Genomic DNA, 23,515 nt, shown 5'->3' with positions numbered 1-23,515 from the left:
CATGCACGAGCTTCCTCTTGTCTTTTTTACGGTATTTGGTCAATCCGCAGCGGGGCTTTACCTGTTTGCCTATTTAAGCAAACGAATCGGTTGGTTAAGTAGTGAACAACTGCGTAGCGCTAACATGCTGGCCTTTGTGTTGATGCTTATTGCATTAATTATTGGTAGTTTGCATGTGGGGCAACCGCTACGTTTCTTTAATATGTTGTTAGGTGTAGGGCGTTCACCAATGAGTAACGAAGCCCTATTAAGCGGGATTTTTGTTGCCTTTGGTGCGGGCATTGTCTTTTTTACGTTGTTTGTCAAAAATGCGATGCTGCGCGAAGTGTGTAATGTGGGCGCAATTATTTTTGGACTCGCATTCACTTGGTCAATACCGCAAGTCTATAACATTGAAACAGTTGCTAATTGGTATACGGTTTTCACCACGCTGCAAATGTGGATGACATTGTTTGTTGGCGGTGGGGCACTGGCGATTTTAATGGGGGCACAGAGGCTCGGTTCGATGGCTTTCCTACTTGGGGCAGTGATTATTTTCGCTACAAGGGCTGCCTATATCTCATTTCTCGGTGAAACAGGGCCTGTACTCAGTGGTGAACAAACGGGTTTTTGGGCATTCCAGTTAGTGGTTATTGCGGTGATGCTTTTTGTTTATCCTGCGCTGCTATACCGAGGTCGAAATGCAGTTTTCGTTCTGGGGATTTGTGCATTAGCGGTGATCGTTGCCGAATTATCTGGGCGAGTTGCATTTTATAACTTATGGCAGATAACAATGTAGTGATAGGATGATTAAATGTGCCTATGGGCTAGACCGATAGGCACATTATTTGTTACGGCTTACGTGCGACTAAAATTGCACGTAACGGAGCCGGATAGCCTTCAATGGTCTTGGTTTGATCGTTCGGGTCTAAAAATTCGGCGAGTGAGTCCGTCTTCATCCACTGCGTTCGGCGCTGTTCGTCTAACGAGGTCACCGCTTGGTCAACAATACGTACATCCACAAAACCGCATTTTTCTAACCATACTTTGAGCATTTTAGCAGAAGGAATAAAATAGACGTTACGCATTTGGGCGTAGCGGTCACCTGGGATAAGGCATTGAAATTCATCACCCTCAACCACTAAACTTTCAAGCACTAATTCACCTTCACTCACTAACTGGTTTTTCAATTGCCATAAGTGATCAAGTGGGGAACGACGGTGATACAGAACTCCCATGGAGAATACGGTATCAAAGGCTTTTAACTCAGGAAGTTGTTCAATACCAAGGGGTAACAAATGTGCCCGTTGGTCATCCCCCAATAACTTTCTAACAGCTTCAAATTGGCATAAAAAAAGCTCTGTAGGGTCAATGCCGACAACAAATTTGGCTTCTTGCCCTAACATACGCCACATATGGTAGCCACTACCACAGCCAACATCTAACACATATCGGTCTTTGAGTGATGAAATATGGGGCAAAACGCGATCCCATTTCCAATCGGAACGCCATTCGGTATCAATATTGACGCCATAAAGGGAAAACGGGCCTTTACGCCATGGCATTAATTGCTCAAGGATATTATTCAAACGGCGTGTTTCGCCAGAGGTAAGCTCAGGCTCGCGAGTTGCGGTCACACTGTTCACTAAGTCCAGCTGAGTTGGGTGCATGATAGGCAAATTATCAAGCATTTTTTCCCACGAGGAAAAACCACCGTGTAAACCTTGTTTTTTCCACTCAGTTAACTGCGCAGGTAATGTTTCTAACCAATGGCTTAATGGGCCAACGGCAATTTGTTGGTAGAAACGACCGAAATCAATCATTTTTAAGCCTCTTTAAGCGCTAACAGTGAGCCGAAATTAAAACATTGGAACCACACTTCGCAGTGGCTAAACCCAACCTGTTTAAGACGTGCTTTGTGTGTTTCAACGGAGTCAGTCAACATGACGTTTTCTAACATGCTGCGTTTTTGGCTGATTTCGAGCTCGCTATAGCCATTCGCGCGTTTGAAATCATGGTGCATATTGAACAGTAACTCGCCGATTTCGTTATCTTCAAAATTAAACTTTTCAGAAAGCACCAAAATACCGCCGGGTTGTAACCCTTGATAAATTTTTTCGAGTAATAACAGACGGTCATTTGGGTTGAGGAATTGCAAAGTAAAATTGAGTACAACCATTGATGCATTTTCAATTTTCACATCACGAATATCCCCTTCGATGACCTCAACAGGGGTTTCTGCACGATAGGCATCAATATGACGGCGGCATCGCTCCACCATTGCAGGGGAGTTATCAATAGCAATTATTTTGCTATTTTCAACGGCAATATTGCGCCGAATAGAAAGCGTTGCAGCACCTAATGAGCAGCCCAAATCATAGACGTGGCTGTTTGGTTTTACAAAACGGCCAGCAAGCATGCCAATCATGGTAATAATATTGGAATAACCCGGCACAGAGCGCTGGATCATATCGGGGAAAACTTCGGCGACTTTTTCATCAAATTGCCAATCACCAAGGTTAGCAATCGGCGCGGAAAAAAGACTGTCTTTGTGGTTAGGATCCTGACTTGACATAAGTTCTGTATTAATAAGCAAACAAAAGTAGTGGGGGATTGTACCAGAAAGGCGGCGTAGTGAAAATCAATCCATTAAGAATGAAATAATGAGGCGGCACATTAGGTTGTGCCGTAGAAAACCGCTAAAGATTGAATGACACGATTTGCAGCCATGGTAGGTAATAAGTATTGGCGATAACCATTAATGCCATCGAAAGGTAAGTGGCAACCATACCTGAGCGACGATAAGAATAATCATGGTTTTTTAAACCATAAGAGTGAAGTAGTCGACCTGCAATCAAAATTAAACCACAAAGATGGATCATCCAAACTTGTGCACCGTTCATCTCCATTAAAAGCAGTAAAATAAGGGAAATAGGAATATATTCAATGGCGTTACCATGAACACGGATTGCGGTTTGCAGTTCATAAAAACCACCATCACCATAGGCTATACGGTACTGGCTACGCAGCTTCACAACATTTAAAGATAATCTAAGTAGCAGTAAGGCACCCAGTACAGCGTACAAAGAGCTGACCATTTTTTACTCCACCATAAAACGAATCAAATTATGAAAACACCTAAAAATATAAGTTATAGTAATGGGTATTAACGATATTTTCTAAATTGTAAATCCTAAAATGCCGTTCGACAAATGAATTCACAACTTTTTTGGGTAATCACGTAGGGTTATTTGACCAAACCATCTTGTTTTAATTGGGATAGAACAGCGGCGGCGGTTGTGGAGCATTGAGGCAAATCTTCACTGGTAAACCACGCTAATTCAGCAATCTCAGCCGCGGGCTGTGGTTTTCCTTGGTAATCAGCAAAGTAACAACGTATACACACTTGTGTCCCGTCTTGTTTTCCATCCGCAAGGCCCAAAAATTCACCGTAAAAACGAACTGTTCCGGTGTCTAATTGTAATGTTAATTCTTCTTCAATCTCGCGGCATAAAGCTTGCTCATCACTTTCACCTTGCTCGCGTTTCCCCCCAGGGATGTAAAACAAGCTTTTATTGTGAGAGCGCACCATGGCAACTTTATTTTCAGACAAAGCAATTAACCCAAGCTTATCAATAATTTTAGCACTCATGATTTTACCACTCTTGTTATTAACGATGGTTATTTGAATCAATCTGGTTGAAATGAAATAAAGCCATTAAGCAGGTAATAGACCTACCTAATGGCTATCAAGAATTAAAATTTATTTCTTTTCAACAATTTTTACAAGTTCATAGCGGATGCTAGGTGCATCAGCCGGTGGGTTTGGTACATCAAATTGTTTAACTTGTAAGATATAAGAGAAGCCAGGTTGATATTCAAAACCTTGAATAGAGTTGTAAAATAACTGCCAGTCATCATTCGGATTTTCTTTGACTTTCATACATTTCATCGGGGCAACACCCATACAGTCTGCGAGTGTAGAATCAACATAAAATGTTTTATTGTTATCAATATCTGCGGTTTTCGCGGTTTGGCATCCAACCAATAACATCAGCATAGATGAAGCAAGTAACAGTTTTTTCATGTGCAATCCTTAAGCGGCAGACGATGATTAATTAGGTTTATTACCTAGTTGAAGGGATTATAGCAAACAGGAAAAGGTAACAATTCCTAAATCGACCTAATTATCGAAATGAATAAGTTTTTTTATGTGATAAAAAGACGTTTGGTAGAATAAAAAGGGGACAAAGACTTTATGGGAAGGGTTCGTGTGCTTTTTGTACAGTAGTCAGTAAATAGAGAAATAAACCTTTACCACAATATATACATGGCGACTTTAGTCCCTTAAAATCAACTTAACCATGTTCTTCATTTATCCCTGTCAAGGGTTGATAATTTAATTGGAATTGATTAACCATCGTAAAATTGATGAAAATATGATTAAAAACAAAATGATTTAGGCGATAAGCGGTATTCGCAACTATTTGTCTAACAGAATTTCCTGTATAATGTCTGCCTTTTTGACATTCTGAATTTTCAGCCCGTGTTTCGCCAATAGGGTTCAGCAAAATGCCAAAATCCCGCAGCAAGCAAAAGCACAACAGCTGAGTAAAAGGATATTGTATGCGTACTAATTATTGTGGGCAGTTAAACATCGCTCACGAAGGCCAACAGGTCACTCTTTGTGGATGGGTAAACCGCCGTCGCGACTTAGGTGGTTTGATTTTTATCGATATGCGTGACCGTGAAGGCATCGTTCAAGTTTTCTTCGATCCGGATCGTAAAGCCATATTTGAAAAAGCGTCAGAGCTGCGTAATGAGTTCTGTATCCAAATCACAGGGACAGTACGCGCGCGTCCAGATAGCCAGAAAAATAAAGATATGGCGACTGGGGAAATTGAAATTTTTGCGCAAGAGCTTCACGTATTTAATAAATCAGAACCGTTGCCGCTCGATAGCAACCAAACAAATACTGAAGAACGTCGCTTAAAATACCGTTATTTAGATTTACGTCGCCCAGAGATGTCTGAGCGCTTACGTACTCGTGCGAAAATCACCAGCTTTGTTCGTAATTTTATGGACACAGAAGGTTTCGTTGACGTTGAAACGCCAATGTTAACCAAAGCAACCCCTGAAGGTGCTCGTGACTATTTAGTCCCAAGCCGTGTTCACAAAGGTAAATTTTACGCGCTGCCACAATCTCCACAACTGTTCAAACAGTTACTGATGATGTCTGGCTTTGACCGCTATTATCAAATCGTAAAATGCTTCCGTGATGAAGACTTACGTGCTGACCGTCAACCTGAATTTACCCAAATCGACGTTGAAACCTCATTTATGACCGCAGAGCAAGTGCGCGAAATCATGGAACGCATGATCCGTAACTTATGGTTAGATGTGAAAAACGTTGACTTAGGCGACTTCCCAATTATGACGTTCGCAGAAGCCATGCGCCGTTATGGTTCAGATAAACCAGACCTTCGTAACCCAATGGAGCTGGTGGATGTTGCTGATATCGTTAAAGATGTCGAGTTTGCAGTATTCTCTGGCCCTGCGAATGACCCGAAAGGCCGTATTGCTGCATTAAAAGTGCCGGGCGGCGCAGCAATGACCCGTAAACAAATTGACGATTATGGCCAATTTGTGGGTATTTATGGTGCGAAAGGCTTGGCTTGGATGAAAGTCAACGAGCGAGCTAAAGGCTTAGACGGTATTCAAAGCCCAGTGGCGAAATTCCTCAATGAAGAGGTAATTAACCAACTGTTAGACCGTACTGGTGCAGCAGATGGCGATATCATTCTATTCGGTGCGGGTGCGAAAAATGTCGTTACCGACTCTATGGGCGCACTGCGCTTGAAAGTGGGTCGTGATTTCGAGCTGACAAACTTAAACAGCTGGCAGCCTCTGTGGGTTATCGACTTCCCAATGTTTGAAGAAGATGGGGAAGGCGGCTTAACAGCGATGCACCACCCATTCACATCACCGAAAGATTTCTCACCAGAAGAGCTGGCGGCAAAACCTGAAGATGCAGTTGCCAACGCTTACGATATGGTGATCAACGGTTATGAAGTGGGTGGCGGTTCAGTGCGTATTCACCGCAATGAAATGCAGCAAACCGTGTTTAGCATTTTAGGCATTAATGAGGAAGACCAACGTGAGAAATTTGGCTTCTTATTAGATGCACTGAAATACGGTACACCACCACACGCAGGTTTAGCATTTGGCCTTGACCGTTTAGTGATGTTGTTAACTGGAACGGATAACATCCGTGATGTTATTGCCTTCCCGAAAACAACGGCTGCGGCATGTTTAATGACCAATGCGCCAAGCCATGCAAACCCAGATTCACTGACTGAGCTGGCGATTGCTGTTGTGGCGAAAGACGAAGAGTAAGACGGCGAATGACTGCATTTAAGCGCCCTGAATCGGTATTAGTCATCATTGTGGCTGAAACAAGCGGTCGGGTGCTAATGCTACGGCGTAAAGATGACCCAGACTTTTGGCAGTCCGTGACCGGAAGTCTGGAATCTAACGAAAAGCCGTATGAAACAGCGTGTCGTGAAATCAAAGAAGAGACAGGTTTTGACGTCGAACAAAACGGCTTACAAGACTTGTCCCATAGCATCATCTTTGAAATTTTTCCGCATTTCAGGCATCGTTATGCACCTGATGTAACACATTGCAAAGAGCACTGGTTTAAATTGGTGCTTGATGAAGAACACATGCCATTACTGGCTGAACATACTGAATTTCGTTGGTTAAGCCCAAATGAAGCGGCGAAACTCACTAAATCATGGAGTAACAGTCAGGCTATTTTAGAATTTGCTAATTAATTATTGTATTGACGTTTTTGGAGATATTTCATGGCAGGTCATAGTAAATGGGCCAATACCAAACACCGTAAAGCAGCCCAAGATTCTAAGCGCGGTAAGATTTTCACAAAAATTATTCGTGAGCTCGTCACCGCTGCACGTTTAGGTGGTGGTGATACCGGCACTAACCCACGTTTACGTGCCGCAGTGGATAAAGCATTATCAAATAACATGACTCGTGACACCTTAAACCGTGCAATTGCACGCGGCGTGGGTAATGATGAAAATGATAATATGGAAACCATCATTTATGAAGGTTATGGCCCTGGCGGTACCGCTGTTATGGTTGAGTGCTTAAGTGACAACCGTAACCGTACCGTATCTGAAGTTCGCCATGCGTTCACAAAAACAGGTGGTAACTTAGGCACTGATGGTTCCGTCTCTTATTTATTTACCAAACGTGGTGTGATTACGTATGCACCGGGTGTGGACGAAGACGCATTGATGGAAGCTGCGCTTGAAGCGGGTGCAGATGACGTTGAAACTTATGACGATGGTGCTATCGATGTTTACACCACGTTTGAGACGTTTGGTATCGTTAAAGATGCGTTAGATGCAGCAGGTTTCACCAGCGAAGCGGCTGAAGTTTCGATGATCCCATCGATTACCGCAGAACTCGATGCAGAGACAGCGCCAAAATTAATGCGCCTTATCGACATGTTAGAGGACTCTGACGACGTTCAAGAAGTTTACCATAACGGTGATATTTCTGACGAAGTTGCAGCGACACTGTAATCAGTGGCGTACTATTTTACATCTGTAATCTAGTCCCTCCGCGTAGAGAAAGCGGGCTGACGCAGCCTGTTTTCTCTAACGCCTTTGTTTTTTCTTCTTCTATACTTTTTGTATATCCCTTGCTTAATACGAAGAATCAAATAGCTATTTAATTGAAATAGATAGTATTATGCTGCTAAGTAATATAATGAATAACGAGTAATAAATATTAAGAGGCACAAATCGATTCTTTATGGCAATTATATTAGGAATTGACCCCGGTTCTCGCGTCACCGGTTATGGCGTCATTCGCCAACAAGGTAGACAATTACTGTATTTAGGCAGTGGCTGCATCCGCACACAAGTTGATGATTTACCAAGTCGTCTGCAACGTATTTATGCGGGGGTCTCGGAAATTATCACCCAATACCAGCCAGATGTTCTTTCAATCGAACAAGTTTTTATGGCTAAAAATCCAGACTCAGCGCTCAAATTAGGCCAAGCTCGCGGGGTGGCGATTGTCGCAGCGGCAAATTTAAGTATTCCAGTATTTGAATATGCGGCTCGCCAAGTAAAACAAACGGTTGTTGGCACTGGTGCGGCTGAGAAAAGCCAAGTACAACATATGGTTAAATCTATACTTAAGCTATCCGCAAATCCGCAGTCTGATGCCGCGGATGCACTGGCGATCGCGATTACGCACTGCCACTTTAATCAGAACTTATTAAAAGTGGGCGATCCACGTTTGGTCTTAACGCGTGGCCGGCTAAGGTAGAGTTTGTCCGAAAGCCGATGGTATGAAAACAAATAGCTTGCAACTGGATATGCATCCAGCCTTTTTTGTGGTATAAACAGCACTATTAATAACAGTTGGCTAGATGAGTTTGACTTTAGGCCATAATAGAGGAATTCAATGTGATTGGTCGTTTACGTGGCATCGTGTTAGAAAAGCAACCACCAATAGTTTTATTAGAACTGCAAGGCGTAGGCTATGAAGTCCATATGCCAATGACGTGTTTCTATGAATTACCTGATATTGGCCAAGAAGCGATTGTTTTCACTCATTTTGTTGTGCGCGAAGATGCCCAATTACTGTACGGTTTTAACGATAAGCAAGAAAGAGCGCTGTTTAAAGAGTTAATTAAAGTGAATGGTGTCGGGCCAAAGCTTGCATTAGCCATTCTCTCTGGTATGTCTGCTCAACAATTTGTCTCTGCTATCGAACAAGAAGCCATTGCCTCATTGGTTAAATTACCGGGGATCGGCAAAAAGACAGCTGAGCGCTTAGTTGTTGAAATGAAAGACCGTTTCAAAGGGTTGAATGGTGACTTATTCAATCAAACCAGTGATATCAACTTACCTGATGTTAATAGCAAAGTACCAAGTACTGCTGATATCGAAGCAGAAGCGGCGGCTGCATTAATTGCATTGGGCTACAAGCCACAAGAAGCTAGCCGTATGGTGAGCAAAGTCGCGAAACCGGGCAGTGATTCGGAAACATTAATCCGTGATGCCTTACGTGCAGCACTCTGACTAAGAGGCCATTAAGATGATTGAAGCAGATCGCCTAATTACCGCTGAAGTTTTACAGTCGGATGAAGAAGCCATTGATCGTGCGATCAGACCAAAACTACTTAGTGAATATATTGGTCAACCGCAGGTGAAAGATCAAATGGAAATTTTTATCCAAGCAGCCAAAATGCGGGGCGATGCGCTTGACCATCTATTGATTTTTGGCCCCCCAGGGCTCGGTAAAACGACACTCGCTGGTATTGTTGCTAACGAATTAGGTGTCAATTTACGAACCACCTCAGGGCCAGTGCTGGAAAAAGCGGGTGATTTAGCTGCTATGCTAACTAACCTTGAGCCCCATGATGTGCTTTTTATTGATGAAATCCACCGCCTTTCACCCGTTGTTGAAGAAATTCTTTATCCTGCAATGGAAGACTACCAATTAGATATCATGATTGGTGAAGGGCCCGCTGCGCGTTCTATCAAAATTGACCTCCCACCCTTTACCTTAATTGGCGCTACAACACGAGCAGGGTCGTTGACTTCTCCATTGCGTGACCGCTTTGGCATAGTACAGCGGCTCGAATTTTACCAAGTTGCGGATTTACAATATATTGTCAAACGCAGTGCTCAATATATGGGGCTTGATATAACGGAAGAAGGGGCGATGCAAGTCGCGATGCGTTCTCGTGGTACCCCACGTATTACAAACCGTCTTTTACGCCGTGTACGTGATTTCGCGCAAGTTAAAGGGGATGGTTCAATTGATGGGCTCATCGCAAATCAAGCTTTGGATATGCTCAATGTGGATGCGGCGGGCTTTGATTATCTAGACCGTAAATTGCTTGTGGCGATTATCGATAAGTTTATGGGGGGGCCTGTTGGTGTCGATAACTTGGCCGCAGCCATTGGTGAAGAGCGCGAAACTATCGAAGATGTTTTAGAACCTTATCTAATTCAGCAAGGTTTTATTCAGCGTACCCCTAGAGGGCGAATGGCGACAGCACATGCTTATAATCATTTTGGTTTAACACCAAAAGAAGTTTAATACAAACGCCATTGTTCAAAATAAACAATGGCGTGAATTAAACGTGTGGGGTTCACCAATTAGTTTTTTGCTTTAACAGTTAAACTCAGCACGAATAAAATGGCAGAAACCAGAACGACAGAAGGGCCTGCTGGTGTGTCATAAAATGCAGAAAATGCTAACCCACCCGTGACAGATATCATGCCAATTAATACCGCGACAAATGCCATTTGCTCTGGTGTACGGGCAAAACGGCGAGCCGTAGCCGCTGGAATAATCAATAGCGAAGTAATAATCAGCGCACCCACAAATTTCATGGCAATACCAATGGTTAATGCGGTTACTAACATCAGTAATAAACGCAAGCGTTGGATATTGATGCCATCGACAAAAGCAAGCTCAGGGCTAACGGTTATGGATAAAAGCGCCCGCCAACGATAAAAAAGCAATCCGCAAACGACAATCACACCAATAAATATCGTGATAATATCTTCATAGCTAACGGAAAGTAGGTCGCCAAATAAATATGCCATCAGGTCAACGCGGACATTTGCCATTAAGCTGACAACCACTAAACCAAGTGATAGTGAGCTATGTGCCATAATTCCGAGTAATGTATCAACGGCGAGTTGTGGGCGTTTTTCGAGCCAAACTAAAATTAAGGCAAGTAAAAGTGTAACGGCAATAACAGCATAAAACGGGTTGATATTCAGTAATAACCCAAAGGCAACACCCAATAAAGATGCATGCGCTAAAGTATCGCCAAAATAGGACATGCGTCGCCAAACCACGAAGGAGCCTAAAGGCCCCGCGGCGATCGCAAGTAACATGCCTGCTATCCAGCCAGGTAATAATAACTCAATCATGCTTGCAGTCCTTGCTGTGTTGGTGGCCGTTAATAATATTACCTTCTAAATCATGTTGGTGGTTATGTTGATGACGATATACCCCCAGTTGTTGCGCGCCACGGTAGCCGAACATAGCAACAAATTCAGGATGGTTGGATACGACATCAGGCGCACCAGAGCAGCAGATATGGCCATTAATACAGAGAACTTTATCTGTTTTAGCCATCACTAAATGTAAGTCGTGGGAAACCATAAGCACGGCGCAACCAAGCTCTGATCTTAATTGGTTAATTAAATCATATAGTGCAACTTGGCCAGTTATATCAACACCTTGTGCTGGCTCATCAAGCACAAGAAGGTCAGGTTTATTAAGCAACGCACGAGCTAATAAGACTCGCTGCGTTTCACCACCCGATAATTTTTGCATCGGTTGGTCTAGAAGGTGAGTGGCTTTAACACGCTCAAGTGCAGGCAATAAATGTTCTTGGCGAACCCCGAGTTTAAGTAGCATAAAACGCTTCACCGTTAAGGGGAGCGTGGTATCTAGATGGAGCTTTTGCGGTACATAACCAATAGCAAGTGACGAGGCGCGTTTAATTGTGCCTGATGTCGGTGGAAGTAGCCCTAGAACGACACGTACTATGGTTGATTTTCCTGCACCATTTGGCCCTAAAAGCGTCACGATATCGCCTTTATTAAGTTCAAAGGAGACATCTTTGAGGACCTGCTTTTCGCCAAATGAAACAGAAATTTTATTTAAAGTCAGTAATGGTTGCATATGAAAAACATCTTGCAGAAATCATGTTGTGTTATATTATAACATTTCAAAATTAAAATCACGGAAAAAGACTGCTATGATACATAAATCGAAACACATTGCTCGCAAATTTATTTTTGGGGCGGTGGCAACCTCCGTATTAAGCGCGACAATGGCGTCTACTGCGAATGCAGATGTCGTTACATCAATTCGCCCATTAGCTTTTATTGCATCTGGTATTGCTGATGGCGTGACAGAGACGCAAGTTTTACTGCCAGACGGCTCATCACCCCATGATTACGCATTAAAACCTTCTGATTTGAAAAAAATTAAACAAGCTGACTTATTTGTGTGGGTAGGACCTGATATGGAAATGTTTTTACAAAAGCCTATCAATACGTTACCTCAGAATAAACGTCTGGCATTAGCGGAACAAGCAAATATTAAATCACGACTTATGGCCGAGTCACATGAAGATGAACACGATCATGAACATGCTGATGAAGCTAATCATGACAAGGATCACGAACATCATCATCATGGTGAGTATAATATGCACATCTGGTTATCCCCAGAGATAGCAAATTTCGCCGCACAGGACATTCACGATCGCTTAGTAGAGCTTTATCCTGACCAAAAAGATAAGCTAGACGTAAACCTTCGTAAATTCAGAGAAAATATGACGCAAAATGATCAAAAAATTGCTAGTATTTTACAGCCAGCTATGAATAAGGGTTATTTTGTTTTTCACGACGCCTATGGTTACTTTGAAAAACACTATCAGCTCGCCCCTTTAGGGCATTTTACGATAAACCCAGAAATACAGCCTGGTGCGCAGAAATTACATCAAATACGAACGCAACTGGTTGAGCATAAAGCACAATGTGTTTTTGCTGAGCCACAATTCAGGCCTGCTGTGATTGAAAGTGTAGCACGTAATACGGGAGTCAAAATGGGAACTCTCGACCCACTCGGAATTGGGCTGGCTCTTGGACCAGATAGCTACATGAAGTTTTTGACACAATTGTCAGAACAATACGCCAGCTGCCTGAATTAAAAATAGAAGGAATTGTTTAAGTGCAGCAAATGGCCAAAGGTCTGGCTCAGGTATATGGTAGCCTGTCTAGAACTCACAAAATTGTGTTAAGTACGCTTACAGTCGCTACCATGGCCGTCGCAATTTGGCGGCCAGTACATATTCCAACCACTTCTGATAATGATGGTACACCTGATACCATCATTCCTCTTGCATTATTACCCTCTACAGATGCCACAGATGACATTATCCAAGATAGTAGTGATCAACTGCCTGATGAAGGTGTGGCTGATACGGATGCAGAAGCGGACGAAGCTGGTGGTGATACAACACCGCTAGCTCATGAATATGTTGTTGCGAGTGGCGATAATTTAACAACGATTTTAACTCAGTTTGGTATCGAAGCTGGGGATGTTGCAACACTTTCAAATCAACATAAGTCATTAAGAAATTTAAAGATTGGCCAAACGTTAAATTGGTCTTTAACGGAGCAAGGCGAATTAGAATCGTTAACATGGGAAGTGAATCGTCGTGAAACGCGGGTATTTAACCGTGTAGGCGCGACAAATAAATTCGAAGAAGTTAAGCAGGTTCGTACAGGTGAATGGACTAACAGTGTCTTAAAAGGCACCGTTGATGGTTCTTTCGCGCAAAGCACCAGTAAAGCGGGTTTAACACGTAATGAAGGCCGTGAGGTTATCAAGGCGCTGCAATGGCAAGTGGATTTTCGTAAACTGAAAAAAGGCGATAAATTCAGTGTATTAATGAGCCGTGAAATGCTCAATGGGCGCAGTGAACAAAGCCAGCTTGTTGGTGTGCGTTTGCAAACCAATGGCAAAAGTTATTTTGCGTTCCGAGCCGAAGATGGTAAGTACTATGATAGCGAAGGAAATGGCTTAGAACGTGGTTTCTTGCGTTTTCCAACCGCTAAACAATTTAGAGTTTCCTCTCAATTTAACCCTCGCCGTGTTAACCCTGTAACAGGTCGGGTTGCCCCCCATAAAGGTGTCGATTTTGCGATGCCAGTTGGAACACCCGTTTTAGCTGTTGGTGACGGCGAAGTAATTGTATCGAAATACAGTGGCGCTGCGGGTAACTTCATTGCTATTCGCCATGGTCGCCAATACACCACTAGATATATGCACTTACGTCAATTACTTGTTAAGCCAGGTCAAAAAGTCAAACGTGGTGATCGCATCGCATTATCAGGCAATACAGGGCGTTCGACTGGGCCGCACTTGCATTTTGAAATGTGGGTGAATCAGCAAGCGGTTAACCCTTTAACTGCTAAACTACCAAGTTCAGGCGGGTTAACAGGTAAAGAGCGTAAAGAATATTTAGCATTAGTTAAAGAAACAAAACCGCAACTGAAGCTGTAATATATTCTTCTTCTTCATAGCTGGCAGGTACTTGTATCTGCCAGTTTTTTTTGAAATGCTTCCATAAATCATTATTTTAAGCTATAAAAATATAGCCATTATTCACTTGAGCGCAGTATGAATAAAGATAAAGACACAGACAGTAAAAAAGGTTATGTGCCAACATTCCACCGTTCCTATTTATTGCCTAAATATTGGGGCGTTTGGTTTGGAGCTGCAGTATTTGCAGGCCTTGCTTATGTTCCTGTTAAAGTGCGTGATCCCGTGCTGGCGAAAATAGGTAAATGGGTAGGGCGGATAGCGAAAAGTGCTCGTCGCCGTGCAAAAATCAACTTACTTTATTGCTTCCCTGAATATACAGAGGAACAACGAGAAGATTTAGTTGACCGCATGTTTGAAACTGCTCCCCAATCTTTTGTTATGTTGGCTGAGTTATGTATTCGTGGCGCAAACAAAACACTGGCTCGCACACATTGGCATAACGAAGAAATTATTCTTCGGTTACAGGAACAAAAAAGCAATGTAATTTTTATGGTGCCACATGGTTGGGCGGTGGATGCGCCTGCGATGTTATTAGCCGCCAAAGGGCAGCAAATGGCCGCGATGTTTCACCACCAGAAAAATCCTGTTGCTGATTATCTGTGGAATAAAGCACGTTATCATTTTGGTGGCCGCCTTCATTCACGGGAAGCGGGTATAAAGCCGTTTATTGCATCGGTCAGGCAAGGGTACTGGGGCTTTTATCTTCCAGACCAAGACCATGGTGAAGAGCACAGTGAATTTGTCGATTTCTTTGGTACATACAAAGCCACACTCCCTGCCATTGGGCGTTTAATGAAAGTTTGTAAGGCGAAAATTGTTCCATTATTTCCAGTGTATGACCATAAAACGCATCAGCTACATATCTATATTCGTGAACCTATGGATGATATCGATGGTAAAGATGATGAATACATCGCACGTAGAATGAACGAAGAGCTTGAATTCCTTGTTTCACCAAATATAGAACAATACACCTGGATCCTAAAGTTATTGAAAACCCGCAAAGAAGGGGAAATAGAGCCTTACCAACGTAAGGATTTATATCGATAACTGTGTAAAATAAACACATAAAAGCCACCACACCATGTGGTGGCTTTTTATACAAAACAATGAAAATTCGTCGCGTTATTTCCTAATTTCCTATCTATTAAATGAATTGAACCCTGTATAGTAATCTTCGTTGATAAATAATAATGAAGGCGTGAAAAGCAATGGCAATTGATCGTATGGATTGGCACTATGGCGGCGATTACCCTGAAGGGCTCCCAACTGAAAACGGTGGAACACACATCGGTTTTTACCTTACGTGGATTATTCAAAATGATTTAGTGGGCGAGTTTCACCTTGAAGAGTCAGAGGATGAAATTGCGTTAGTTAAATCGCGTAAATTGGATGGCCGCGAATTTTTAATGTCTATGTGTGATGAAAAATTCATCAGTGAAGATTTAAATGATGAAGGTAACGAATTCACTGAATTCTATTACGCTGCGGAAGAAGGTGGGTATTTCGATGATTATGAGCGCGTTTTGCAAGGCGAGCTCCCTTCTACATATCATGTCGAAAACAGCTGGGAAAATTACGATAAAATCGCTGCGGTGATCAGCGATGCTTATGCAAAATGGAAACTAGCGAAGTCTTGAAAGCAGGGATAGGGTATAGGCAGCCAATTCTAGCTGCCTTTTGTGTAACTACTTGTCTATGTCAGCATAAGGCCAAACGGGATAAAATAATGGCCTGCCATCATTGACTACACCATCGTAACAAGCTAAAAAAACTTGAATTTCTTGACTTAATAGAAAATCGGCAAGTGCTTTAGCCCCTTTATAATTGACGTTCGGGTGACGAATGGGATTCGTTTCCATAACAATATATGGCCGGCGCATAGTCGGATCTTGGTCAACAAGAATAGCCATTTTATCGTTAGCTTTCCACTTTCCAACATAGACTGGCATTCGCCCTGTAATAATGTAAGCATTGCGGTCAGCGACCTGTTGCAGAAAATTCGGCCCACCACGTAAATCATCCTTTAGCACCCAATCACCAACAGGTTTTACGCCTGCTTTTCGCCATAAGTTATGTGCCATTTCACGAGGGCCTATCCCTTGAAAATCGATCCAAGGTGACTGAGTATTGGCAATTTTTGCTAAAGCCGCAGCGCCATCCTTCATGCCTCGAATACCCGCAGGATCAGAACTTGGCCCCCAAATAACAAGGTCGTTGCGTGTCCATGGACGCATGTTGATACCATGACCATCAGCAACGAGATCTGTGGTAATATCCCCTGAGTGCATAGTCAGTAAATCAACATTGCCAAGCTCAATAGCTTCTTTAAGTTCAGGGCGCTCACCTGATATGACCACTTGAACTTCATAACCTGTTTTTTCCTCAAAACGCTGAGCAATTTGGCGCCATAAATCAGCGTAAACCATGCCCCCAATAACGGCCACTCGCACGGTTTTTTCTTGTGTAGGCTGCGCAATGCTGTGCAATGGCGTTAAAAATATAAGCATTGCCAGCAATAATAATGAACGTCTAGTTTGTCTTAACATATGTATTTCCATCAAAATTCAGTTTTTACTTGGAAGAACCATTCTCTGCCTGGACGAGGGAAGTTCAGTGCTTGCTCGTAGTCTTTATCGAAGAGGTTTTTGACGGTAAATTGCCAAGTGACAGGTTTCCATGGTGAAATGCCAGACAAGCTGAAATCCACTAATTGATAATTATCTAACTTAACGGGTGTTTGCGTTTTACCTTGATATTGCACGCTATCCCAAAATGATTGCGCTTGGATAGAGGCATGCATATCGAGAGGTAAATCTGCGTTTAATCCAATGGCTACACTGTGTTTTGGGCGACCTTGCAAAGCAGATTTTGAGTTATCATTCCCTTTATTTTTGGCTTTTAACCAAGAATAACCCACAGTTACGTCAATACCGTCGGTGATAACGTAGCTCAAGTCTGTTTCGATACCTTGAAAGCGGTAGTGATCAAAGTTTTCATAACGTTCACCAGTGTCAGTCGTTGCTTTCTCGATATAATCATAAATATCGCTTGAATATAGGCTTAAATGCAGTTGTAGATCCGTAAAAATGAGTTGCTCTAAACCAATCTCATAATAGTTAGAGGTTTCTGGTTTTAAAGATGAGTTACCAAACTCAGTTTCATATAACTGGCGCAGATCAGGGTAACGAACACGATGAGATGCAGAGCTATATAAGCGTGTATCTTCAGCAGGGTACCAAAAAGCAGAAATTTGCCCAGCATAATCAACACTGTTAGCGGGATTATTGTGGTAACCACCTCCACCAACTGCAATTCCATAGGTTTTTACGGGGTGATATTGATATTCTACTACCCATTCTTGCTGGTCAATTGTGCGATGTTGGTTTTCAGTCCCACATTCGCCCGTGCAGCGCCAGTTGTCTTGGAAAATACGTAATCCATTAGTGACTGTATGATTTTCTTGTGAGTAAACCCATTGCAGGTTACCACCATAGCTTTGACTAACAGTGCGCTGATCACCAGGGAAAGCATAATGTTTATAATGGATATCTCGGGCTTCACGTGAGTACCATGTATAGCCACGCAATGTATTTGCATCGGTTAATTGTGTATCAAATGTAGTTTGAATATTGTAATGCTCTGAAGGGTTAACACGCTGATATTTATTATTTTGTTTAGTCTTATTGTTAGTTGGCACTAAGGCGTTATGAACAGCGTTGTTACCACCGCCATTTCCACCGCCGTTACCACCACCATTTCCACCGCCGTTTCCGCCGCCGTTTCCGCCGCCGTTTCCGCCGCCGTTTCCGCCGCCGTTTCCGCCGCCATTTCCACCGCCGTTTCCGCCGCCGTTTCCGCCGCCGTTTCCACCGCCGTTTCCACCGCCGTTTCCACCGCCCGTTTCCACCCCGATTTAGTTTATCGGGTACACCCCAATTATCTCGATGATAATCGATATTAAGTCCAAGTTGAGTGAGTTCAGTCGCTTGCCAACTTAACGAGGTCGATATTGCATGGCTTTTACTATCGCTATTTTCTCGTAATCCTTTGCCTTGCTGGTTTAAGGGATCAAAATGACTAGACATAGGGAATCCATTACGGCTATCGAAAACATAACTCGCGGTGTATCCAAGTGAATCGGTTATACCTGAAGTACTGCCACTTAAATTATAATGTTCACCATTCCCAGCGCCCAGAGAAACGCGTGTTTTTGGAGTATATTGCCCATGAGTAATCACATTGATCACACCACCAAAGCCGCCCGCACCATATAACAGTGAACCTGAACCTCCTTTGATGATATCGACGCGTTCAATTTGTTCTACTGGGATCAGTTGTGGGTCAAATTGGCTATTCCATGCATTATTTTGAGGGACACCATTGACTAAAAATGTGATGTGGCGAGACTTATATCCCCGAATATCAAGTTGTGGGACACCTTGTCCACCGTAACGTAGTTGAATACCAGGGGTGTTTTGTAAAACATCTGCTAGGTTCAAGCTGCCTTGTACTTCCATCATTTCTTTACTGATAGAAAGAGATGTGGATGTCATGGCCTGCTGGTTTGGCATCGTGGAGTTTACCACGATGACATCTGAGACATTACTTAAAGAAGCCAATGAAAAAGGGGAGAAGAGGAGTAGCGCCAATGAAGAACGACGGTGCATTGCTATGTTTCCTTTATTATTTTAATAAGTAAATATTGTCGCCATTACAGCGAAAAGAACGAGAGGGATTGATGATACCGATCAAACTAGCGTTATATAAGATTTAATATATCGAATTTTGGCACAATGTTATGGTTTCATTATGACTTAAGGTCGAAAAAGGAAATTAAAAAAGGAGATAGGCAAAAGAACCCCGCTCGGTTGAGCGGGGTGGGAAGATTATTCGACTTCTAAGATACGACAAGTGTTAGTGCTTCCGACTGTACCCATTAAGTCACCTTGGGTCACGAGGACAATATCACCACTCATTAAATAGCCGTTATCACGTAAACGCGTAACTGCTTCCGCCGCAGCTTCAATACCATCAGTGTGTGTGCTACAGAACACAGGGGTAACACCACGATACAGGGAACATTGGTTCAGTGTTTTTTCATGGCGCGACATAGCAAAAATAGGCAAGCCAGAGCTGATGCGGGACATCATCCGTGCTGTACGGCCTGATTCAGTCATCGCAATAATCGCTTTCACGCCTTTCAGGTGGTTAGCAGCGTACATCGTTGACATCGCAATGGCTTCTTCTGGGCTACTAAATTCAGCATCTAAACGGTGTTTAGACACGTTTAAGCCTGGCATTTTTTCTGCACCAAAACAAACTTGTGCCATAGCGGCAACGGTTTCTGCTGGGTATTGGCCTGCGGCAGTTTCGGCAGATAACATTACCGCATCTGTGCCATCTAATACCGCATTTGCCACGTCCATGACTTCTGCACGGGTTGGCATTGGGTTAGTTATCATCGACTCCATCATTTGGGTTGCAGTGATAACCACGCGGTTTAATTGACGTGAACGGCGGATCAGTTTTTTCTGAACCGCGACAAGTTCTGGGTCACCAATTTCTACGCCTAAGTCACCACGAGCGACCATCACAACATCAGAAGCAAGGATAACTTCATCCATCACTTGGTCGTTTGCGACGGCTTCTGCACGCTCAACTTTTGCGACAATTTGGCATTCACAACCTGCATCGCGGGCTAAACGGCGTGCGTAATCTAAATCTTCACCAGAGCGCGGGAAGGAGACGGCTAAGTAGTCGACGTTAATTTTCGCTGCGGTTTTGATGTCTTCTTTATCTTTGTCAGTTAATGCTTCAGCGGAAAGGCCACCGCCTAATTTATTGATACCTTTGTTATTTGATAATTGACCACCCACAGTTACTTCAGTAAAGACTTGCAAACCTTGTACTTCACGGACTTTTAATTGAACGCGCCCATCATCGAGTAGCAGGATATCGCCAGGAACAACGTCAGCAGGTAACCCTTTATAGTCGATGCCGACTTTTTGCTGGTCACCTTCACCTTTGCCTAAGTTGGCATCAAGAATGAATTTATCACCGATATTTAAGAAAACTTTACCGTCTTTAAACGTAGAAACACGAATTTTTGGACCTTGTAAATCACCGAGGATCGCAACATGGCGACCTAAACGAGCGGCGATTTCACGCACTTTATTAGCACGTAATTGATGGTCTTCTGGAGTTCCGTGGGAGAAGTTAAGGCGAACAACGTTGGCACCTGCATTGATGATTTTTTCGAGGTTATTATCACGATCGGTAGCTGGACCAAGGGTTGTAACAATTTTAGTTCTTCTAAGCCGTCTAGACATGTATGACTCCGTTGACCTGTAATGGCGTTGATAAAAGGGTGAAACCATTTCACCCCATTTCGAAACCTGTTTACTGCAAATAGGGATGCTGACACGAACACAGCTATTATATACTGCGAATTTCTTAATGCTATCAGGTCTGTAAAACTATTAAAGCCCGATAAGCATAGAAAGACACTTTATCCTGCCAGTTTTAGCTTTAGACGTTATCAAACCGCGAATCACGCAAGGCTTCTTTGACGCGCTTCAAGTTATCTCTAAATTTTTCACCTCTTCTTAACGTAAACCCAGTTGTTAAGACATCAATAACAGCAAGTTGTGCCATTCGAGAAACCATTGGCATGTACATATCAGTATCTTCTGGGACATCAATAATGATAGACAACGAAGCGGCTTGTGCCAGTGGAGAGTTTTCTGAGGTAATTGCGATGACAATTGCGTCATTTTGTCTCGCCAATTGAGCCATATCGACAAGGGCTTTGGTTCTTCCTGTGTGGGAAATCAACACAATCACATCCCCTTCAGTACTATTTATACAGCTCATGCGCTGCATGACAATATCATCAAAATACATGACAGGAATATTAAAACGGAAAAACTTATTCATCGCATCGTGTGCCACGGCAGCGGAGGCACCAAAACCAAAGAAACTAATTTTTCGAGCTTGAGTGAGTAAGTCAACAGCACGGTTAACCGCGCTGATATCGAGGGTATGCTTCACATGGTCAAGCCCCGCCATCGCAGACTCAAAAATCTTGTGCGTGTAGGTGTTTACTGTATCCGTCTCTTCTATATGGCGGTTAACGTAGGGCGTGCCATTAGCAAGGTTTTGGGCAAGGCGAAGTTTAAAATCTGGAAAGCCTTTGGTGTCCATTTTCCGGCAAAATCGGTTAACGGTAGGTTCACTGACATCAGCTAATTGTGCAAGAGCTGCGATACTGAGATGAATAGCGCGCTGTGGCATCCCTAAAATCACTTCAGCCACTTTTTTCTCCGATTTACTTAAAAAATCGAGGCTGGTTTTCATTTGTTCTAAAATATTCATATAGCAAAAGCGCCTATTTCATCAAAAGGAGAAATTTTTCTGCCATCACGCTATGTTATGTTTGATTATAGCTTGCTGTCGTGAGGCAATCACTTAGAGTGAAAATATACTATGTAGGGTAAGTAGGCTATCTGAATGCGGGTGATCAATGGCAGCTTTTTTATGAAACTTTGAAGCGTATCTAATTTTCACCTCAGTAAGTTGGGTACTTTTTTTGTCATTTTATTTCAGAAGCTGGCTCCTTTCAGTTTTTGAGTAAGTTTTATGGGTAGGATGGCATAAAGTGTATAATGACAGTTAAGAACAATGATATGCTGCTTTTTTCAGCATAAAAACTGTGATCAGTATCATGAAGATTTACTGAACACCAGCAACAGGGTACATTAGCGGAATTAGGGCTAATTTTAACAAAATTACAATAAGGTCTATCCTAGTTAGGCCTTAGATTCCGCAAATTGAGGAGAACCAATATGGCGGTACATAATGCTGCTCAAGCTTGTGACTTAATTATTTTCGGTACCAAGGGAGACCTCGCGCGTCGTAAGCTGCTTCCTTCTTTATATCAGTTGGAAAAGGCGGGTTACATCCACCCTGATACCCGAATCATCGGTGTAGGCCGTGCAGATTGGACACAAGCTGATTATGTCGAATTCGTTAAAGAAGCGTTAGACAAATTCTTAAAAGAAGAACTCGATTCAGCATTGTGGGAAAAACTCAGTGCCCGCTTAGATTTCTGTAATTTAGACGTTAACGAAACAGACAGTTTTGTGCGTTTAGCGGATATGCTAAAGCAAGACTCACATCCTGCGATTCATTACTTTGCTATGCCGCCGAGTACATTCGGTGCCATGTGCCAAGGCCTTGGCCACGCAAAATTAAACAAAAAACCAAACCGTGTGGTAATGGAAAAACCATTAGGTACCGATTTGGAATCTTCCCAAGAAATCAATAACGAAGTGGCAAAATACTTTGATGAAAGCCAAGTTTATCGTATTGACCACTATCTGGGCAAAGAGACAGTTTTAAACTTATTAGCGCTGCGTTTTGCAAACTCGTTATTTATTAATAACTGGGATAATCGCACTATCGACCACGTGCAAATTACCGTTGCAGAAGAAGTTGGAATTGAAGGTCGTTGGGGTTATTTTGACCAAGCAGGTCAAATGCGCGACATGATCCAAAACCACTTACTGCAAATCCTGACCATGATTGCCATGTCCCCACCTGCGGATTTAACTACTGACCGTATTCGTGATGAAAAAGTAAAAGTGCTGCGTTCATTACGTCGCATTGACCATACAAATGTGCGTGAAAAAGCGGTTCGTGGGCAATATACATCTGGTTTTGTTCAAGGTAAAAAAGTGCCAGGTTATCTTGAAGAAGAGGGCGCTAACAAGCAGAGCATGACGGAGTCATTCGTTGCACTGCGTGTGGATATCGACGATTGGCGTTGGGCAGGTGTACCTTTCTATTTACGTACAGGTAAACGCCTACCAGCAAAATGTTCAGAAGTAGTTGTTTACTTTAAAAAACCTGCGCTGAATATTTTCTCAGAAAGCTATCAAGATTTACCACAAAACAAACTGACTATTCGTTTGCAGCCAGATGAAGGGATTGATATCGAAATTATGAACAAGGCGCCGGGTCTTGATCATAAACACCGCTTACAAACCACAAAGCTGGACTTAAGTTTCTCTGAAACGTTCAACCAAACTCACTTGGCTGATGCCTATGAGCGCCTGTTGCTTGAAGCAATGCGGGGCATTCAAGCGTTATTCGTTCGTCGTGATGAAGTCGAAGAAGCATGGAAATTTGTGGACTCCATCATGGATGCATGGGCGATGGACAACGAAGCACCAAAACCATACCAAGCAGGTACGTGGGGGCCAATTGCCTCTGTTGCAATGATTGCCCGCGATGGTCGTTCTTGGAATGAGTTTGAATAAGCGATAACTAAACGCGATTTATT

General features: G+C 42.9%; 23 protein-coding genes and 1 pseudogene. 12 read left to right on the top strand and 12 right to left on the bottom strand.

Going from position 1 to position 23,515, the window contains the following annotated elements; all coding sequences use genetic code 11:
* The first annotated feature begins 1 nt into the window (after position 1).
* Positions 2–778 carry a dimethyl sulfoxide reductase anchor subunit family protein gene (locus AC4IFT_RS02680; protein ID WP_490750563.1) on the top strand — a complete coding sequence of 259 codons (777 nt, stop codon included), beginning with the start codon at positions 2–4 and terminating at the stop codon, positions 776–778.
* Positions 779–830: 52 nt separating this feature from the next.
* Here AC4IFT_RS02680 and cmoB read toward each other — a convergent pair whose 3' ends face one another.
* From cmoB to AC4IFT_RS02655, 5 genes are all read right to left on the bottom strand, one after another.
* Positions 831–1,802, bottom strand: coding sequence for a tRNA 5-methoxyuridine(34)/uridine 5-oxyacetic acid(34) synthase CmoB (gene cmoB, locus AC4IFT_RS02675; protein WP_490732451.1), 972 nt, complete (start codon positions 1,800–1,802; stop codon positions 831–833).
* A 2-nt stretch (positions 1,803–1,804) separates the two neighbouring features.
* Positions 1,805–2,554 (bottom strand): carboxy-S-adenosyl-L-methionine synthase CmoA, encoded by a 750-nt coding sequence (gene cmoA / locus AC4IFT_RS02670; protein WP_490750562.1) that lies wholly within the window; start codon positions 2,552–2,554, stop codon positions 1,805–1,807.
* 124 nt (positions 2,555–2,678) lie between these two features.
* Positions 2,679–3,077, bottom strand: a complete 399-nt coding sequence (locus AC4IFT_RS02665; RefSeq protein ID WP_490732455.1) for an MAPEG family protein — start codon at positions 3,075–3,077, stop codon at positions 2,679–2,681.
* Between the two features lie 149 nt (positions 3,078–3,226).
* A complete protein-coding gene (locus AC4IFT_RS02660; protein ID WP_490750561.1) occupies positions 3,227–3,631 on the bottom strand; it encodes an NUDIX hydrolase in 405 nt (134 codons plus the stop codon).
* 111 nt (positions 3,632–3,742) lie between these two features.
* Positions 3,743–4,066, bottom strand: coding sequence for a DUF4377 domain-containing protein (locus AC4IFT_RS02655; RefSeq protein ID WP_490732459.1), 324 nt, complete (start codon positions 4,064–4,066; stop codon positions 3,743–3,745).
* 539 nt (positions 4,067–4,605) lie between these two features.
* Between AC4IFT_RS02655 and aspS the strand changes: the two genes are divergently transcribed.
* The 6 genes from aspS to ruvB all read left to right on the top strand — a co-directional run bounded on the left by aspS (position 4,606) and on the right by ruvB (position 10,128).
* Positions 4,606–6,375: an aspartate--tRNA ligase gene (aspS, locus tag AC4IFT_RS02650; protein ID WP_490750560.1), complete on the top strand. Its 1,770-nt coding sequence runs from the start codon at positions 4,606–4,608 to the stop codon at positions 6,373–6,375.
* Between the two features lie 8 nt (positions 6,376–6,383).
* Positions 6,384–6,815 (top strand): dihydroneopterin triphosphate diphosphatase, encoded by a 432-nt coding sequence (gene nudB, locus AC4IFT_RS02645; RefSeq protein ID WP_490750559.1) that lies wholly within the window; start codon positions 6,384–6,386, stop codon positions 6,813–6,815.
* A gap of 30 nt (positions 6,816–6,845) precedes the next feature.
* Positions 6,846–7,589, top strand: coding sequence for a YebC/PmpR family DNA-binding transcriptional regulator (locus AC4IFT_RS02640; protein WP_273827371.1), 744 nt, complete (start codon positions 6,846–6,848; stop codon positions 7,587–7,589).
* 232 nt (positions 7,590–7,821) lie between these two features.
* Positions 7,822–8,343 (top strand): crossover junction endodeoxyribonuclease RuvC, encoded by a 522-nt coding sequence (gene ruvC, locus AC4IFT_RS02635; protein WP_206084169.1) that lies wholly within the window; start codon positions 7,822–7,824, stop codon positions 8,341–8,343.
* 140 nt (positions 8,344–8,483) lie between these two features.
* Positions 8,484–9,101: a Holliday junction branch migration protein RuvA gene (gene ruvA, locus AC4IFT_RS02630; RefSeq protein ID WP_219248376.1), complete on the top strand. Its 618-nt coding sequence runs from the start codon at positions 8,484–8,486 to the stop codon at positions 9,099–9,101.
* A 16-nt stretch (positions 9,102–9,117) separates the two neighbouring features.
* The gene (gene ruvB / locus AC4IFT_RS02625; protein WP_490732466.1) at positions 9,118–10,128 is read left to right on the top strand and encodes a Holliday junction branch migration DNA helicase RuvB; all 1,011 of its coding nucleotides are present in this window, start codon (positions 9,118–9,120) and stop codon (positions 10,126–10,128) included.
* Between the two features lie 59 nt (positions 10,129–10,187).
* Here the strand turns inward: ruvB and znuB are convergent, their stop codons facing one another.
* Together znuB and znuC are read right to left on the bottom strand one after the other, a co-directional pair.
* The gene (znuB, locus tag AC4IFT_RS02620) at positions 10,188–10,973 is read right to left on the bottom strand and encodes a zinc ABC transporter permease subunit ZnuB (RefSeq protein ID WP_490750558.1); all 786 of its coding nucleotides are present in this window, start codon (positions 10,971–10,973) and stop codon (positions 10,188–10,190) included.
* Positions 10,966–11,733 (bottom strand): zinc ABC transporter ATP-binding protein ZnuC, encoded by a 768-nt coding sequence (gene znuC / locus AC4IFT_RS02615; RefSeq protein ID WP_490732470.1) that lies wholly within the window; start codon positions 11,731–11,733, stop codon positions 10,966–10,968. The genes znuB and znuC overlap by 8 nt, the downstream gene beginning before the upstream one ends.
* Before the next feature lie 76 nt (positions 11,734–11,809).
* On the opposite strand from znuC, the gene znuA reads away from it, so the two are divergent.
* The 4 genes from znuA (at position 11,810) to AC4IFT_RS02595 (ending at position 15,809) form a co-directional block, all read left to right on the top strand.
* Positions 11,810–12,769, top strand: a complete 960-nt coding sequence (znuA, locus tag AC4IFT_RS02610; RefSeq protein WP_490750557.1) for a zinc ABC transporter substrate-binding protein ZnuA — start codon at positions 11,810–11,812, stop codon at positions 12,767–12,769.
* A gap of 20 nt (positions 12,770–12,789) precedes the next feature.
* Positions 12,790–14,127, top strand: a complete 1,338-nt coding sequence (gene mepM / locus AC4IFT_RS02605) for a murein DD-endopeptidase MepM (RefSeq protein WP_490750556.1) — start codon at positions 12,790–12,792, stop codon at positions 14,125–14,127.
* A 117-nt stretch (positions 14,128–14,244) separates the two neighbouring features.
* Positions 14,245–15,219 carry a lauroyl-Kdo(2)-lipid IV(A) myristoyltransferase gene (lpxM, locus tag AC4IFT_RS02600; RefSeq protein ID WP_490750555.1) on the top strand — a complete coding sequence of 325 codons (975 nt, stop codon included), beginning with the start codon at positions 14,245–14,247 and terminating at the stop codon, positions 15,217–15,219.
* A gap of 161 nt (positions 15,220–15,380) precedes the next feature.
* Positions 15,381–15,809 (top strand): DUF7832 domain-containing protein, encoded by a 429-nt coding sequence (locus tag AC4IFT_RS02595; protein ID WP_490732478.1) that lies wholly within the window; start codon positions 15,381–15,383, stop codon positions 15,807–15,809.
* A gap of 48 nt (positions 15,810–15,857) precedes the next feature.
* Here AC4IFT_RS02595 and AC4IFT_RS02590 read toward each other — a convergent pair whose 3' ends face one another.
* From AC4IFT_RS02590 to AC4IFT_RS02570, 5 genes and pseudogenes are all read right to left on the bottom strand, one after another.
* Positions 15,858–16,718, bottom strand: coding sequence for an ABC transporter substrate-binding protein (locus AC4IFT_RS02590; protein ID WP_490750554.1), 861 nt, complete (start codon positions 16,716–16,718; stop codon positions 15,858–15,860).
* Positions 16,719–16,729: 11 nt separating this feature from the next.
* Complete coding sequence (locus AC4IFT_RS02585; RefSeq protein ID WP_490750553.1) at positions 16,730–18,079, bottom strand: TonB-dependent receptor domain-containing protein; 1,350 nt, start codon at positions 18,077–18,079, stop codon at positions 16,730–16,732.
* Between the two features lie 349 nt (positions 18,080–18,428).
* Positions 18,429–18,725 (bottom strand): annotated as a pseudogene (locus tag AC4IFT_RS02580) (Plug domain-containing protein); the annotation flags it as partial.
* A gap of 333 nt (positions 18,726–19,058) precedes the next feature.
* Positions 19,059–20,501, bottom strand: a complete 1,443-nt coding sequence (pyk, locus tag AC4IFT_RS02575; RefSeq protein ID WP_206084183.1) for a pyruvate kinase — start codon at positions 20,499–20,501, stop codon at positions 19,059–19,061.
* 199 nt (positions 20,502–20,700) lie between these two features.
* A complete protein-coding gene (locus tag AC4IFT_RS02570) occupies positions 20,701–21,546 on the bottom strand; it encodes a MurR/RpiR family transcriptional regulator (RefSeq protein ID WP_490750552.1) in 846 nt (281 codons plus the stop codon).
* Positions 21,547–22,016: 470 nt separating this feature from the next.
* On the opposite strand from AC4IFT_RS02570, the gene zwf reads away from it, so the two are divergent.
* The gene (gene zwf, locus AC4IFT_RS02565) at positions 22,017–23,492 is read left to right on the top strand and encodes a glucose-6-phosphate dehydrogenase (RefSeq protein WP_206084185.1); all 1,476 of its coding nucleotides are present in this window, start codon (positions 22,017–22,019) and stop codon (positions 23,490–23,492) included.
* Positions 23,493–23,515 lie beyond the last annotated feature (23 nt).

The organism is Providencia sp. UF-183 (genome assembly GCF_058246155.1).
The sequence above is the reverse complement of the archived record's forward strand: the minus strand, read 5'-3'. Positions and strand labels throughout refer to the sequence as shown.